The organism is Comamonas sp. SCN 65-56, from assembly GCF_001724135.1.
Taxonomy (GTDB): domain Bacteria; phylum Pseudomonadota; class Gammaproteobacteria; order Burkholderiales; family Burkholderiaceae_C; genus Comamonas_C.
Genome location: NZ_MEDS01000008.1, coordinates 80797 through 94822, shown reverse-complemented (window position 1 = coordinate 94822; position 14026 = coordinate 80797). Strand labels below are relative to the sequence as shown.

The 14026-nt window shown below is 66.5% G+C and carries 9 protein-coding genes; 4 read left to right on the top strand and 5 right to left on the bottom strand.

What is annotated here, in order from left to right; all coding sequences use genetic code 11:
• Window positions 1–217: 217 nt before the first annotated feature.
• From ABS45_RS05750 to ABS45_RS05740, 3 genes are read left to right on the top strand one after another with little or no spacing between them, the layout of a single operon-like run.
• Window positions 218–502: a helix-turn-helix transcriptional regulator gene (locus tag ABS45_RS05750; RefSeq protein ID WP_291553980.1), complete on the top strand. Its 285-nt coding sequence runs from the start codon at window positions 218–220 to the stop codon at window positions 500–502.
• Entirely contained in the window at window positions 499–1752 is a 1254-nt protein-coding gene (locus ABS45_RS05745) for a HipA domain-containing protein (protein ID WP_291553977.1), read from the top strand. Before ABS45_RS05750 ends, ABS45_RS05745 begins: the two co-directional genes overlap by 4 nt.
• 51 nt (window positions 1753–1803) lie before the next feature.
• Window positions 1804–5265, top strand: a complete 3462-nt coding sequence (locus ABS45_RS05740; protein WP_291553974.1) for a DEAD/DEAH box helicase family protein — start codon at window positions 1804–1806, stop codon at window positions 5263–5265.
• Between the two features lie 54 nt (window positions 5266–5319).
• Here the strand turns inward: ABS45_RS05740 and mutL are convergent, their stop codons facing one another.
• A complete protein-coding gene (mutL, locus tag ABS45_RS05735) occupies window positions 5320–7236 on the bottom strand; it encodes a DNA mismatch repair endonuclease MutL (RefSeq protein ID WP_291553971.1) in 1917 nt (638 codons plus the stop codon).
• Between the two features lie 51 nt (window positions 7237–7287).
• Here mutL and ABS45_RS05730 point away from each other — a divergent pair, with 51 nt between their 5' ends.
• Entirely contained in the window at window positions 7288–7929 is a 642-nt protein-coding gene (locus ABS45_RS05730; RefSeq protein WP_291553968.1) for a DedA family protein, read from the top strand.
• 66 nt (window positions 7930–7995) lie between these two features.
• Here the strand turns inward: ABS45_RS05730 and guaD are convergent, their stop codons facing one another.
• The 4 genes from guaD to xdhB are packed head-to-tail and all read right to left on the bottom strand — an operon-like array spanning window position 7996 to window position 14026.
• Window positions 7996–9270 carry a guanine deaminase gene (guaD, locus tag ABS45_RS05725; RefSeq protein WP_291553966.1) on the bottom strand — a complete coding sequence of 425 codons (1275 nt, stop codon included), beginning with the start codon at window positions 9268–9270 and terminating at the stop codon, window positions 7996–7998.
• A gap of 4 nt (window positions 9271–9274) precedes the next feature.
• A complete protein-coding gene (locus ABS45_RS05720; protein ID WP_291553964.1) occupies window positions 9275–10567 on the bottom strand; it encodes an NCS2 family permease in 1293 nt (430 codons plus the stop codon).
• Window positions 10568–10605: 38 nt separating this feature from the next.
• Window positions 10606–11574 carry a LysR family transcriptional regulator gene (locus tag ABS45_RS05715; RefSeq protein ID WP_291553962.1) on the bottom strand — a complete coding sequence of 323 codons (969 nt, stop codon included), beginning with the start codon at window positions 11572–11574 and terminating at the stop codon, window positions 10606–10608.
• Window positions 11575–11596: 22 nt separating this feature from the next.
• Window positions 11597–14026 carry a xanthine dehydrogenase molybdopterin binding subunit gene (gene xdhB / locus ABS45_RS05710; protein WP_291553959.1) on the bottom strand — a complete coding sequence of 810 codons (2430 nt, stop codon included), beginning with the start codon at window positions 14024–14026 and terminating at the stop codon, window positions 11597–11599.

Here is a 14026-nt window from a genome sequence, read left to right as displayed (position 1 = left end):
CCCTCTGAAAATGTTCCCTTAGGGACAAATTCACGGAATTCGCGCACCATCCTTCCAAATTTGACCTTATGGGATCACTTTTCGGTTGTGTGGGCTGCCCCCAATGGGCGCCGGGGCCAACGGCGCGCAACCATCGTTGCGAAAAATTGCCCTCATAAGAGCAAAAATGCGGTCAGCGACCGTGAAACCGGCTAATATGACCCGATAAGGTCAAAAAATGAAGCTCCAGGTACCCGATCTGTCCCCGCTGGCCCAGCGCCTGGCTGCCGAGCGCAAGCGCCAGGGGTTGTCGCGCACGCAAGCGGCAGCGGTGTGCAATGTGAGCCCGTCTTTCATCCGTGATGCAGAGAGCACGCCCGAACGCTGTTCGCTGGGCAAGCTGCTGCTGCTGGTGCAAGGCTTGGGCTTGTCGGTGCAGGTGGTGGGCTGGGGCGACGAAGCGGCCAGCATGGCACCGCCGCCAGATGCCACACCCCACGCCCAGGGCGGGCCCAGCGCATGATTCGGCTGCGCGTGTGGGCCAATACCTGCCCCATGGGGTGGTTTGGGCACGCCGCCGCCGAGTTTTTCTTTGAGTACGACGCCCAGTGGCTCGCCCAGCCAGGGGCATATGTGCTGGCGCCGCAATTCGCGCTGGGCCCACAGCGCTACACCGGGGCGCTGGTGCGCAATTTTTTCGAAAACCTGCTGCCCGAGGGCGAGGCGCTGGAAGACATCATCAGCGCGCTGCACATGCGCCAAGCATCCAGCTTTGACCTGCTGGGCAAGCTGGGGCAGGAATTGCCGGGCGTGATCGCGCTGCTGCCCGAGGGCGAGCGCCCGTCCGCAACGCAGGAATATGCGCCACTGGCACTGCCCACACTGAGCGAGCGCCTGGCCGCTCGTCAACGGGTGCCGCTGCTGGTGTCGAACGACGCCGCCACCATGTCGTTGGCGGGCGCGCAAGACAAGGTGGGCCTGCGCTACGACAGCAAAAAACGCCACCTGTTTGACAGCGTGGGGCAGTCGCCCACCACCCACATCCTCAAGCCCGACACACGCCAGCTGCGCTACACGCCCAGCGCCATCAACGAATACGCCTGCATGCTGCTGGCCAAGGCACTGAAGCTGCCCGTGCCCAAGGTGTGGCTGCTGCGCGTGCCGGAGGCCGCCTACGTGGTGGAGCGCTACGACCGCGTGATGACGGCGGGCAACATCGTGGGGCTGCACCAGATCGACGGCTGCCAACTGCTGGGCCACGGGCCCGGCTGGAAGTACGAGCGCAGTGGCGGCCTGGTGAGCCTGCCCAAGCTGGTGCAGGCCCTGCGTGCGTTGTCGGTGCGCGGGCGCGACCTGCTGGAGTTGCAGCGCTGGGTGATGTTCAACTACCTCATCGGCAATGCGGATGCGCACGCCAAGAACCTGTCGGTGCTGATCGACGACAAGGGCTACCGCCTGGCGCCGTTTTACGATCTGCTGTGCGTGCGGGCGTATGGCGACACCGGGTTGGCGTTGTTCATTGGCGATGAGGAAAACTTTGACGCCGTGGGCCGCCACTCCTGGGAGGCACTGTGCGAGGACTGCGGCTTTCGTCTGGACGAAACGCTCAAGGAATTCCGCTCGATGGCGTCAGCACTGCCCGCCGCATGGGAGAAAGTGCGTACGCAGATCGAGAAGAAAAACAAACCGACATCGGCAGAGCTCGCATTGCTGAACACCCTGGGCGGTGTTTTTGAGGAACACTGCCGCAACGCGCTGTCGATGACTGGCTGAACAAAAAACCCGCCGCGCAGACGGCGTACACCGCAGAGGAGAGGCAACCCCGTGAGCTATAGCGCTGCATCGAACTTCGGCTTCCTGCAACCCGACTGGCCCGACCTGCTGGCCGAAGCCCGCCGTGCCGAGGCCGCTGCCCACGCCGACCCGCGCACCGCCTGCTTTTACGCCCGCCGCACGCTGGAGCTGGCCGTGGCCTGGCTGTACCGGGCCGAAGGCGGGCGGGGTGGCAGCTTGCGCATGCCCTACAAGGCGGATTTGTCGGCCTTTTTGTTCGAGCCCAGCTTTCAGCAGCTGGTGGGCCCGGCGGTGCACGCCAAGATGGATGTGATCCGCCGCCTGGGCAACAAGGCGGTGCACGATGTGCGCTCCGTGCCTGCGCAAGACGCCTTGGCCGCACTGCGCGAGCTCTTCCATGTGGCCTTCTGGCTGGCGCAGCACTATGCGCGCCGCGTGGGCGACCGGCCCGCGGCGGGGCTGCAGTTTCGTGCCGATCTTTTGCCCCTGCCTGCCAGCACGGCAGTTGCGCAAGAGCAGGCCGCCAGCCGTGCCGCCCAGGCAACTGCGCGAGAAGCCTTGGCGAAGCAAGCCCAGGCCCTGGCAGAGCGCGACGCTGCCCTGCGCGAAGCCGCAGCGCGCCATGCCGAGCTGGATGCCGAGCTGGCCCGCTACCGCGCCGAGATCGCTGCCGCCAAGGCGGCCAACGCCGCACAACCCGCCACCGAACACGACTACCACGAGGCCGCCACGCGCGACCTGTTCATTGACTTGCTGCTCAAAGAAGCGGGCTGGGCGCTGGACCAGAAGCGCGACCGCGAGTTTGAAGTGCAGGGCATGCCCAATGGCCAAGGCAAGGGCTTTGTCGATTACGTGCTGTGGAGCGGAGAAATCCCCCTGGCCATCGTCGAAGCCAAGCGCAGCCGCCGCAGCGCCAAGGAAGGCGAGCAGCAGGCCCGCCTGTATGCCGACTGCCTCGAGCGCAGCACGGGCCACCGCCCCGTGATCTACGGCACCAACGGCTACGAGCACTGGGTGTGGGACGACACCACCAGCCCGCCGCGCCCGGTGCAAGGCTTTCACACGCGCGATGAGCTGGAGCTGATGCACCAGCGCCGCACCACGCGCAAGCCGCTGGCCCGGCTGCCCATTGCCGCAAGCATTGTGGAGCGCCACTACCAGCAGCGCGCCATTCGCCGCATTGCCGAGACCTTCGAGCGCGACCAGCACCGCAAGGCCCTGGTGGTGATGGCCACGGGCGCGGGCAAGACGCGCACGGTGATTGCGCTGGTGGATTTGCTGATGCGCGCGGGCTGGGCCAAGCGCGTGCTGTTTCTGGCCGACCGCGTGGCGCTGGTGAACCAGGCGGTGAATGCCTTCAAGGCCCACTTGCCCGATGCGGCACCGGTGAACCTGGTGACCGACCGCGCCACCGAGGGGCGGGTATATGTATCGACCTACCCCACGATGATGGGGCTCATCAACGAAGGCGCGGGTAGTGGGCAACGCCGCTTCGGCGTGGGCCACTTCGACCTGATCGTGGTGGACGAGGCGCACCGCTCCATCTACCAGAAGTACCGCGCCATCTTCAGCTACTTCGACGCCCTGCTGGTGGGCCTGACGGCCACGCCCAAGGACGAGATCGACCGCAATACCTACAGCCTGTTTGGCCTGGAAAGCGGCGTGCCCACCGACGCCTATGGGCTGGATGATGCGATTGCCGAGGGCTACCTGGCACCGCCCAAGGCGATTTCGGTGCCGCTGAAGTTCCAGCGCGAGGGCATCCGCTACAACGATCTGAGCGACGACGAGAAAGACCAGTGGGACGCGCTGGAGTGGGACGAGGAGGGCGGGGAGCCCCCCGACGCCGTGAGTGCCGAGGCGGTGAACCAGGTGGACAAGATGCTGGCCCTGCTGATGGAGCGCGGCCACAAGGTGGCGGGCGGCGACCGGCTGGGCAAGACCATCATCTTTGCCAAGAACCAGCGGCATGCCGATTTCATCGCCGAGCGGTTCAACGCCAACTATCCGCAGTACCGGGGCGAATTCGCGCGCGTCATCACCTTCAAGACCGAATATGCGCAGTCGCTGATCGACGACTTTGCGCAGAAAGACCGCGCACCGCACATCGCCATTTCGGTGGACATGCTGGACACCGGCATTGACGTGCCCGAGGTGGTGAACCTGGTGTTCTTCAAGATCGTGCGCTCCAAGGCCAAGTTCTGGCAGATGGTGGGGCGCGGCACGCGCCTGTGCAAAGACCTGTACGGGCCGGAGCAGGACAAGCAGGACTTTTTCATCTTCGACTTCTGCCAGAACCTGGAGTTTTTCAGCCAGGAGCTGGAGGGAAGCGAGGGTGCGTTGGCGCAGCCGCTGTCGCAGCGCCTGTTCAACGCCCGGCTGGAACTGCTGGGCGTGCTGGATCAGCGCCTGAAAATCCAAGGCGTGGCCGAGGCAACGCCGCAGCCGCTGGTGCTGACCGAGGCCGCCATCCGCGACGACACCGCCGCCCTGCTGCACGGCATGGTGGCGGGCATGTCGCTCGACAACTTCGTGGTGCGCCCGCAGCGCCGCTGGGTGGAAGCCTGGGCGCAGGCCGATGCGTGGCGGCAGCCGACGGCGGAGCAACTGGCCGAGGTGTCGCAGCACCTCTCTGGCCTGCCTACCAGCGTGCGCGACGACGACGAGGACGCCAAGCGCTTCGACGCCCTGATGCTGGGGACCCAACTCGCCCTGCTGCGGCAGGAGCCCGCCCTGGCCCGCTTGCAGGCCCGCGTGCAGCAACTGGCGAACGGCCTGCTCCACCTCGCCAATGTGCCCAGCGTGCGCGAGCACCTGTTGCTGATCGAAGCCATCACGGGCGACGAATGGTGGCAGGACGTGACCCTGCCCATGCTGGAGCAGGCCCGGCGCAAGCTGCGCAGCCTTATCAAGCTGATCGAGAAAACCAGCCGCAAGGTGGTCTATACCGACTTTGAGGATGCGCTGGGCGAGGCTGCGGAGGTCGAGTTGCCCCTGGTGGCGAGCGCGGTGGATTTCGAGCGCTTTCGCGCCAAGGCCAAGGTCTTTCTGCGCGCCCATGAAGACCGGCTGGCGCTGCACAAGCTGCGCCGCAACCAGCCGCTCACGGTTACCGACCTGCAGGAACTCGACGCGCTGCTGCACGAGGCGGGCGGCAGCGACGGCGACATCGAGCGCGCCCGCGCGCTGCACACCAGCCTGCCGGTGTTTGTCCGCTCGCTCGTCGGTCTCGACCGTGAGGCCGCCGCCGCGGCCTTTGCGCACCTGGTGGCTGGAGGTACGGCCAGTGCGAGCCAGCTGCAGTTCATCGACGAGATCGTGCAGCACCTGACCGAGCACGGCGCCATGCCGGCGGCGCGCCTGTACCAGTCGCCGTTCATCGACATCCACACGAAGGGGCCGGATGGGGTGTTTGGCGCGGCGCAGGTGGAGCAATTGTTGGCGTTGCTGCAGCGGTTTGAGCAACCGGCGCTGGCGGCATCGGGTGGGTGAAGCCGACAGCATTGGTCCTTTCTGCCCATGCACGCGAGGGGCGTGCAGACCCCTTCAGCGCCCGCGCAAAAACAGCGCGTCCAGCTCTTTCATCGAGAGCTGGCGCCAGGTGGGGCGGCCGTGGTTGCACTGGTCGGAGCGCTCGGTGGTTTCCATCTGGCGCAGCAGCGCGTTCATCTCCGGCAGCGTGAGCTGACGGTTGGCGCGCACCGCGCCGTGGCAGGCCATGGTGCCCAGAATTTCGTCGCGTGCGCGCTGGACCACGGTGCTGGATTCATGCTGGGCCAGCTCGGCGAGCACGTTGCGCGCAAGCTCCACCGCATCGCCCTGGGCGAGCGTGGTCGGCACGGCGCGCACCGCGAGGGTGCGGGCGGAAAACGGCATAATCTCCAGCCCCAGCGTGGCCAGCGTCTCGGCCTGTGCTTCGGCCGTGGCCACTTCAACCGGGGTGGCGGCAAACGTGGCGGGGATGAGCAGCGGCTGGCTGGCGATGCGCTGCGTGCCGTCCAGCTGCGCCTTCAGGCGCTCGTAGACGATGCGCTCATGCGCGGCGTGCATGTCGACGATGACCATGCCGTGCGCGTTCTCGGCCAGGATGTAGACGCCGTGGATTTGCGCCACCGCGCGGCCCAGCGGCCAGATGGCGGGGGCGGCATCGACGCTGGCCTGGACAGCGGCGGCCATGATCGGCGCAGGCCACGGCTGGGCGGCGTGGTCGGGGGGCGGCACCTCGCCCGCCGGGGCAGCAGGCGGCGGGCTGCCCCAGAGCGCTTGCAGGTCAGAGACCTTGTGGCCCCCGCTTTCTCTCAAACTGAGAGCTGCTTGCGCTTGCCAGTAGGGCGCTGGAGGCTGATTTGGCTTGAAATTTTGCAGTGTGGGTGCGTCATCGGCCGCGGCGGGTGTCGCCGCCAGGGCCTGCGCGCGTGGCGCCGCCAGCACGCCTTGCAGCGCGTGCAGCGCCGCCTGGTGCACCTCGCGGCTGTCGCGAAAGCGCACCTCGATCTTGGTCGGGTGCACGTTCACGTCCACGCGCTCGGGGGCGATCTGTAGATACAGCACGTACACCGGCTGGCGCTGGCCGTGCAGCACATCCTCGTAGGCGGCGCGTGCCGCGTGCTGCAGCACCTTGTCGCGCACGAAGCGGCCGTTGACGTAGCTGTATTGCTGGTCGGCGCGCGAGCGCGAGGCACTGGGCAGCCCGGCACGCCCGGTGATGACGAGCGGGCCCGCCTGGTGGTGCACCGGCAGCGATGCGGCAATGAACTCCTCGCCCAGCACATCGGCCATGCGCCGGGCCAGCGCGTCGCCATCGGGCGCCGCGCCCGGCGTGACGCTGGCGCGCCACTGCTGCACCAGCTTGCCTTCGTGCCAGATGGCAAAGCCGACATCCGGGCGGGCGAGCGCATGGCGGCGTACGGCCTCGATGCAGTGGGCGAGCTCGGTGGCATCGCTTTTGAGGAATTTGCGCCGTGCGGGAGTGGAGAAAAACAGTTCCTTGACCTCGACCGTGGTGCCGGTGCCGCGTGCCGCCGGGCGCAGCTCGCCGCTGCGCGCATGCAGCAGGAAGGCGCTGGGCTGGCCAAAGGTGCGCGAGAGGATGGAAAGCTCGGAGACCGAGGCAATCGCCGCCAGCGCCTCGCCGCGAAAGCCCATGGTGGCGACCGATTCCAGGTCCGAAAGGCTGGCGATCTTGCTCGTCGCGTGCCGGCGCAAGGCCAGCACCAGCTCGGTGTGCGGGATGCCGCAGCCATCGTCCTCCATTGTGATGAGTCGCACGCCACCCGCCAGCAGCCGCACCGTGATCTGCGCCGCACCAGCGTCGAGCGCGTTGTCCACCAACTCGCGCACGACGGAGGCGGGGCGCTCGACCACCTCGCCGGCGGCGATCTGGCTGATCAGCTCGTCGGGCAGTTCGTGGATGGGGCGGGGCGGCGAGGGGAGGGGGGCTGCACGGTCGTTCACGCGGGTCATTTTAGGAGGCACGGATAATCGACGGCTTCGCTTTGAACCGACGCACCTTCCGTGGAAATCGCCGCTTTTCTGATCGACTTCATCCTGCATGTGGACAAACACCTGGAGGCCTTCGTTGCAAGCTACGGCGCCTGGGTGTACGCGCTGCTGTTTCTCATCGTGTTCGTGGAAACCGGTGTCGTCGTGATGCCGTTTTTGCCGGGCGATTCACTGCTCTTCATCACCGGTGCGCTCAGTGGTGCGGGGCTGCTGGATTTCTGGACCGCCAGCGCGGTGCTGATCGTGGCGGCCGTGCTGGGCGACCAGTGCAATTTCCAGATTGGCCACCACTTCGGGCCGCGCGTGTTTCAGTGGGAGAACTCGCGCTGGTTCAACAAGAAGGCGTTCGAGCAGGCGCATGCCTTTTACGAGCGCTACGGCGGCATCACCATCGTGCTGGCGCGTTTCATGCCCTTCATCCGCACTTTTGCTCCTTTCGTCGGTGGCGTGGCGGCGATGAACCGCACGCGCTTTACCGCGTTCAACGTGGCGGGGGCGCTGATCTGGGTGCTGGGCATCTGCACCGCGGGGCACTTTTTCGGCAACCTGCCGTGGGTGAAGGACAACCTGGAGAAGATCATCTGGGCGCTGATCCTGGTGCCCGGGCTGATCGCGATCTATGGCGCGTGGCGAAGTGGGAAGGTTGAGCGTTGAGCGTTGAGCGTGAGGAGGCGGTGCGCGTCCCGGAAGTTCACGCTGAACGCCCAACGCCGAACCCTCTCACGCCGTGACGCTGCGCTCCACCACGCGGTCGTCGCCCAGCACGATGAGGCCGAAGAGCAATTCATCCAGGCTGTTCGCTTGCGCGCTCTTGCGCGCCAGCAGCGGCGTGGCGGCGGGGTTGAGCACGACGAAGTCGGCCTCGGTTCCCGGCTGCAAGGTGCCGACCACGCCATCGAGCCCCAGCGCGCGCGCCGCGCCGCCGGTGTGCTGAAACCACAGCTGGGCGGGTGAGAGGCTCAGCCCCGCCTTGCCCATGCTTTCGCGGCCGACGTAATAGGCCGCCAGCATGGTGTGAAACGGCGAGAAGCTGGTGCCGCCGCCGACATCGCTTGCCAAGCCATGCAGCATGTTTGCCGCTTGCGCCGCGCCAAAATCGAAGAAACCGCTGCCGAGGAACAGGTTGCTCGTCGGGCTCACGGCGGCGGCGGCGCCGCTGGCGTGCATCAGCGCGCGGTCTTCGCCATCAAAGTGGATGCAGTGCGCGTAGATGGCGCGCGGACGCAGCAGGCCGAAGTCTTCGTAGACCGAGAGGTAGGAGCGCGATTGGGGAAAGAGCTCGTGCACCCAGCGCACCTCGTCGCGGTTCTCGGCCACGTGCGACTGGATCCAGGTGTCGGGGTACTTTGCCGCCAGTTCACCCGCGCCGCGCAGTTGCGCGTCGCTGCAGGTGGGCGCGAAGCGCGGCGTGATGGCGTAACCCAGCCTGCCCTTGCCGTGCCAGCGCTGAATGAGCGCCTCGGTGTCGACCAGGCTTTGCCCGGTTTCGTCGCGCACGCCTTCGGGGCTGTGGCGATCCTGCAGCACCTTGCCCGAGATCATGCGCAGACCGCGCTGACTGGCCTCGGTGAAGAAGGCATCGACCGACGCCGGGTGCGAGGTGGCGAAGGTGAGCGCCGTCGTCACGCCGTGCCGCGCGAGTTCGTCGAAGAAGAAAGCCGCAACCTCGGCCGCATGCGCCGGGTCGGCAAAGCGCGATTCGGCCGGGAAGGTGTAGTTCGCGAGCCAGGGCAGCAAACCGTCGGCGGGCGCGCCGATGATGTCGGTCTGCGGGTAATGCACATGCAGGTCGATAAAGCCGGGCGCGATGATGCGACCCGGCCAGTGCGTTACCGGAAGGTCCGGGTGGCGCGCGGCAACCGCCGCGTGGGGCCCGGCGTCGACGACGCGCTGGACGCCGTCGACGCCCGGGCTGGTGACCAGCAGGCCGTCGCTCTCGAACAGGGCCTGGCCCTGAGCATCAAAGCGCAGCAATTGCGCCCGGTAGCCTTGCATGGACTCAGCCTCCGACGTAGAAAAACTTGAACAGGAACACGATGGCAATGAGCCAGACCATCCAGTGCACTTCTTTCACGCGGCCGGTCAACAGCTTGATGGCCGCATACGCGATGAAGCCGAAGGCGAGGCCGTTGGCGATCGAGTAGGTGAAGGGCATCATCAATGCGGTGATGGCCGCGGGGATGACTTCGGTGGATTCGTTCCAGTCGAGTTCCGTCAGGTCGCGCATCATCAGGCAACCGACGAAGAAAAGGGCGGGTGCCGTGGCATAAGCCGGCACTGCGCCTGCGAGAGGTGCTATGAAAAGTGCTGCCAAGAACAGCACCGAGACCGTCAGGGCGGTAAGGCCGGTGCGCCCGCCCGCCTGCACGCCCGAGGCGCTTTCGACGTAGGCGGTGGTGCTTGACGTTCCCAGCAGCGAACCGGCAAAGATCGCGGCGCTGTCGGCAAAGAGCGATTTGTTCAACCGGTCCATCTTGCCCGGCACCAGCAGGCCGGCGCGTCGCGCCACGCCCATCAGCGTGCCGGTGGCATCAAACAGTTCCACCAGGAAGAACACCAGCACGACGTTGAGCAGGCCCTTGGTCAGCGCGGTGTGGATGTCGAGCTTGAACAGCGTCGGCTCGATCGAGGGCGGCGGCGAGAAGATGCCGCGAAACTCGTTGCCGCCAAAGAAAAACGAAAGGACGGTGACGGCGATGATGCCGATCAGGATCGCGCCGCGCACCTGCATGCGGTCGAGCACCACCATGATGAGAAAGCCGATGGCGGCCAGAACCACGCTCGGCTTGTGCAGGTCACCCAGCGTTACGAGTGTGGCCTCGTTGCCGACGACGATGCCCGCGCTCTTGAGCGCGATCAGCGCCAGGAACAGGCCGATGCCGACAGTGATCGCCAGGCGCAGCGACTGCGGGATGCCGTTGATGATCAGGCTGCGGATGCCGGTGAGGGTGACGAACAGGAACAGGCAGCCAGAGATGAACACCGCGCCCAGCGCCGCCTGCCAGGTAAAGCCCATGTGCAGCACCACGGCGTAGGAAAAGTAGGCGTTCAGCCCCATGCCGGGGGCCAGCGCGATCGGGTAGTTGGCGTACAGCGCCATCACCGCCGTGCCCAGCGCGGCGATGAGGCAGGTGGCGACGAAGACCGAATCCTTGGGCATGCCTGCGTCGCCCAGGATGGCCGGGTTGACGAAGATGATGTAGGCCATCGTGAGGAAGGTCGTCAGGCCCGCGATCAGCTCGGTGCGCACGTTGGTGCCGTGCTCCTTGAGCTTGAAGAGTTGCTCCAGCATCGGTTGTCTCCTTGTTGTTGCCGGTGGGGGATGAAAAATCAGAGCGCCTGGATGGTTTTTTTCACGCGCTCGCGCAGCCAGCGTGCATGGGCCGCGTGCTGGCTGCGGGTGTGCCAGAGCTGGTAGTAATCCATGGGCGGCATGGGGATGGGGCAGGGCAGGATCACCAGCGGCAGCCCGCTGGCGATGCGCTCGCAATGCTGGCGCCCGGTGGTGAGCACGAGCTGGCTGTGCGCCACCATCTCGGGGATCAGGCCGAAGTAGGCGCTGCGCACCACGATGTTGCGCGCCAGGCCCTGGCTGCTGAGCACCTGATCGATGATGCCGCGTGCGCCGGGGTAGGTGGGCATGGGGGCGACATGCTCGGCGGCGAGCCATTGCTGCGTGCTCCAGCCTTTTTCCACGGCCGGATGGTGGGCGCTTACCAGCGAGACGACCTCGTCGCTGAAGAGCTGGGCGATGTGCAGATCGTCCGGCGGCTGTAGCCAGTTGCCGATCACCAGATCGACCTCGCCCTGCGCGAGCTGCGCGCGGTAGTCGGCTTCGCGCGTGAGCGCGTGGATGGCCACATGCGCGAGCGGCGCCTCGCGCTTGATGCCGGTCACGAGATGCGGCAGAAACAGCGGGTCGAGGTAGTCGCTGGCGGCGATATTGAAGGTGATGGTGCTGGTTGCGGCGTCAAAGTCGCGCGTTTGCGTGAACAGCGCCTCGGCCGCGCGCAGCACGCTCGCGGCGGGTTCGATCATCTGCAGCGCCACGTCGGTGGCCACCATCTCGGCGCCGCTTCTGACCAGCAGGGCATCGCCCGTGAGTTCACGCAGGCGTTTGAGTGCGGCCGATGCAGCCGGTTGGTTCATACCCAGCCGCAGCGCTGCGCGTGAGACGCTGCGCTCGGTGAGCACGGTGTAGAGCACCCGCACCAGATGCAGGTCCACGCGATCAAAGAACGCGCGTTCGACCCCCGGTTGCGAGGCGCCTGCAGCGGTCGGTGGCGCGTGGTGCTCCATCGGCGTTGCGTCGCTGCAGGGTTCAGCCCGCCTGGACCGCGGTGATGGCGCGCAGAATGGCCTCGCTGGTGGCGGGTGCCTGCAGCGGCGGATTGACCTTGTGGCTGCCGACAGCGGCAATCGCTTCGCGAATCGCGAAGAACACCGAGAACGGCAGCAGCAGCGGCGGCTCCCCCACCGCCTTGCTGCGGTGGATGGCGTCTTCGGCGTTGCGGCCTTCAAACAGCTTGACGTTGAACACCGGCGGGCAGTCGTTGGCCGTCGGGATCTTGTAGGTGCTGGGCGCGTGCGTCATCAATAGGCCGCTCTTGGGATGCCAGACCAGCTCTTCCATGGTCATCCAGCCCATGCCCTGGATGAAACCGCCCTCGACCTGACCGATGTCCACTGCAGGATTGAGCGACTGGCCCACGTCGTGCAGCAGGTCGGCGCGCAAGAGTTTCCATTCGCCGGTGAGCGTATCGACGACGACTTCGCTCACGGCCGCGCCGTAGGCGTAGTAGTAGAACGGGCGGCCATGCATGGTCTTGGCATCCCAGGAGAGGCCAGGCGTGGCGTAGAAGCCGTCGGACCAGAGCTGCACGCGGTCAAGATACGCGTCGGCGACGACGGCGCTGAAGTCCAGTTCCTTGCCGTTCGCCAGCACCTTGTCGTTGGCAAAGCGCACGTCTTCGGCCGTGCCGCCGTGGCGCTGTGCGACGTTGGCCGCCAGGCGTTCGCGGATCTGGCGCGCAGCATCCTGCGCCGCCTTGCCGTTGAGATCCGCGCCGGTGGAGGCCGCCGTTGCGGACGTGTTGGCCACTTTGCTGGTGTCGGTGGCGCTCATGCGCACGCGCTCGAAATTCACGCCCAGCTCATGCGCCACCACCTGCGCTACCTTGGTGTTCAGGCCCTGGCCCATCTCGGTGCCGCCGTGGTTCACGAGGATGGAGCCATCCAGATACACATGCACCAGCGCGCCCGCCTGGTTCAGGTGCTTGACGTTGAAGCTGATGCCGAACTTGACGGGGGTCAGCGCCAGACCGCGCTTGAGCACCTCGCTGCCTGCGTTGAAGGCAGCCACCTCGGCGCGGCGTGCCTGGTAGTCGCTGCTGACCTCCAGCTGGTCGACCAGTTCTTCGATGATGTTGTCCGTCACCGTCTGGCGGTAGGGCGTCACGTTGCGCTCGCTCGTGCCGTAAAAATTGGCGCGGCGAACCGCCAGCGCGTCCTTGCCCAGCGTGCGCGCGATGCTGTCCAGGATGTACTCGACGCAGATTGCGCCCTGCGGGCCGCCAAAACCCCGGAACGCGGTATTGCTCTGGGTGTTGGTCTTGCCGCAAAAGCCGTGCATGGCCACTTCCGGCAGCCAGTAGGCGTTGTCGAAGTGGCAGACCGCGCGCGTCATCACCGCGGCGGAAAGGTCCGCCGAATGCCCGGCGTGCGAAACCATTTGCAGCGTCACGCCGAGGATGTGGCCGGCGTCGTCGTAGCCCACGTCGTATTCGTACCAGAAGCCGTGGCGCCGACCGGTGATCATGAAATCGTCGTCGCGGTCCAGGCGCAGCTTGACCGGACGGTTCAATGCCCGCGCGGCCATTGCGGCGATGCAGGCGAACTGCGCCGATTGCGATTCCTTGCCGCCAAAGCCTCCGCCCATGCGCCGACACTCAACCAGCACCGCATGCGCCTGGATACCCAGCGCATGCGCGACGAGAAACTGCATCTCGCTCGGGTGTTGCGTCGAGCAATGGATGTGCATGCCGTCGCCCTCCTTGGGCAGGGCGTAGCTGATCTGGCCTTCAAGGTAGAACTGCTCCTGCCCGCCCACGTCCAGGCTGCCGGTCAGGCGGTGCGGTGCGCTTTCAATCGCAGCGCGGATGCCGGCTTCGTCCTTGCCCGAGACGCTGCGCGTGAGCTGCATCGGCGGCACCACATAGCGCTGCTGCTCGTGCGCCTGGCGGGGCGTGAGCACGGGTTCGGCGGCTTCGGTCTTGAGCACGGTCTTGGCCAACGCCGCCGCGCGGCGCGCCTGATCGCGCGTTTCGGCCACCACGGCGAACACCGGCTGGCCCAGGTAGCGAATCTCGCCATCGCAGAGGATGGGATCGTCGTGCAGCACCGAGCCGCAGTTGTTCTCGCCGGGGATGTCGGCAGCGGTGAACACGCGCACCACGCCCGGCATGGCGCGCACGGCTGCCAGGTCACTCGCCAGCAGCTTGCCGGCGGCAATCGGCGAGAGCCCGAGCGCGCAGTGCAGCGTGCCGGTCAGCTCGGCAATGTCGTCGCAATAGGTGGCGGTGCCGGTGACATGCAGCTCGGCCGATTCATGCGGGCGGCTGACCCCCACGCGCACGCCCTCGCTCAGCGCATTCGCTTCGGCCGTGGCGTTGAAGCGCGCCTTGAGGTTGTGCTGGTAGTTGGCAAAGGGTTCGCCTTTGCGCAGGAGTTCTTCGGCAACACGGGTGTTCAT

What these genes read in the sequence shown, in the direction of transcription:
- ABS45_RS05750 (WP_291553980.1), top strand. Translation starts at nt 218, where the DNA reads ATGAAGCTCCAGGTACCCGATCTGTCCCCGCTGGCCCAGCGCCTGGCT.
- ABS45_RS05745 (WP_291553977.1), top strand. Translation starts at nt 499, where the DNA reads ATGATTCGGCTGCGCGTGTGGGCCAATACCTGCCCCATGGGGTGGTTT.
- mutL (WP_291553971.1), bottom strand. Translation starts at nt 7,236, where the DNA reads ATGACCCGCGTGAACGACCGTGCAGCCCCCCTCCCCTCGCCGCCCCGC.
- guaD (WP_291553966.1), bottom strand. Translation starts at nt 9,270, where the DNA reads ATGCAAGGCTACCGGGCGCAATTGCTGCGCTTTGATGCTCAGGGCCAG.
- ABS45_RS05720 (WP_291553964.1), bottom strand. Translation starts at nt 10,567, where the DNA reads ATGCTGGAGCAACTCTTCAAGCTCAAGGAGCACGGCACCAACGTGCGC.
- ABS45_RS05715 (WP_291553962.1), bottom strand. Translation starts at nt 11,574, where the DNA reads ATGGAGCACCACGCGCCACCGACCGCTGCAGGCGCCTCGCAACCGGGG.
- xdhB (WP_291553959.1), bottom strand. Translation starts at nt 14,026, where the DNA reads ATGAACACCCGTGTTGCCGAAGAACTCCTGCGCAAAGGCGAACCCTTT.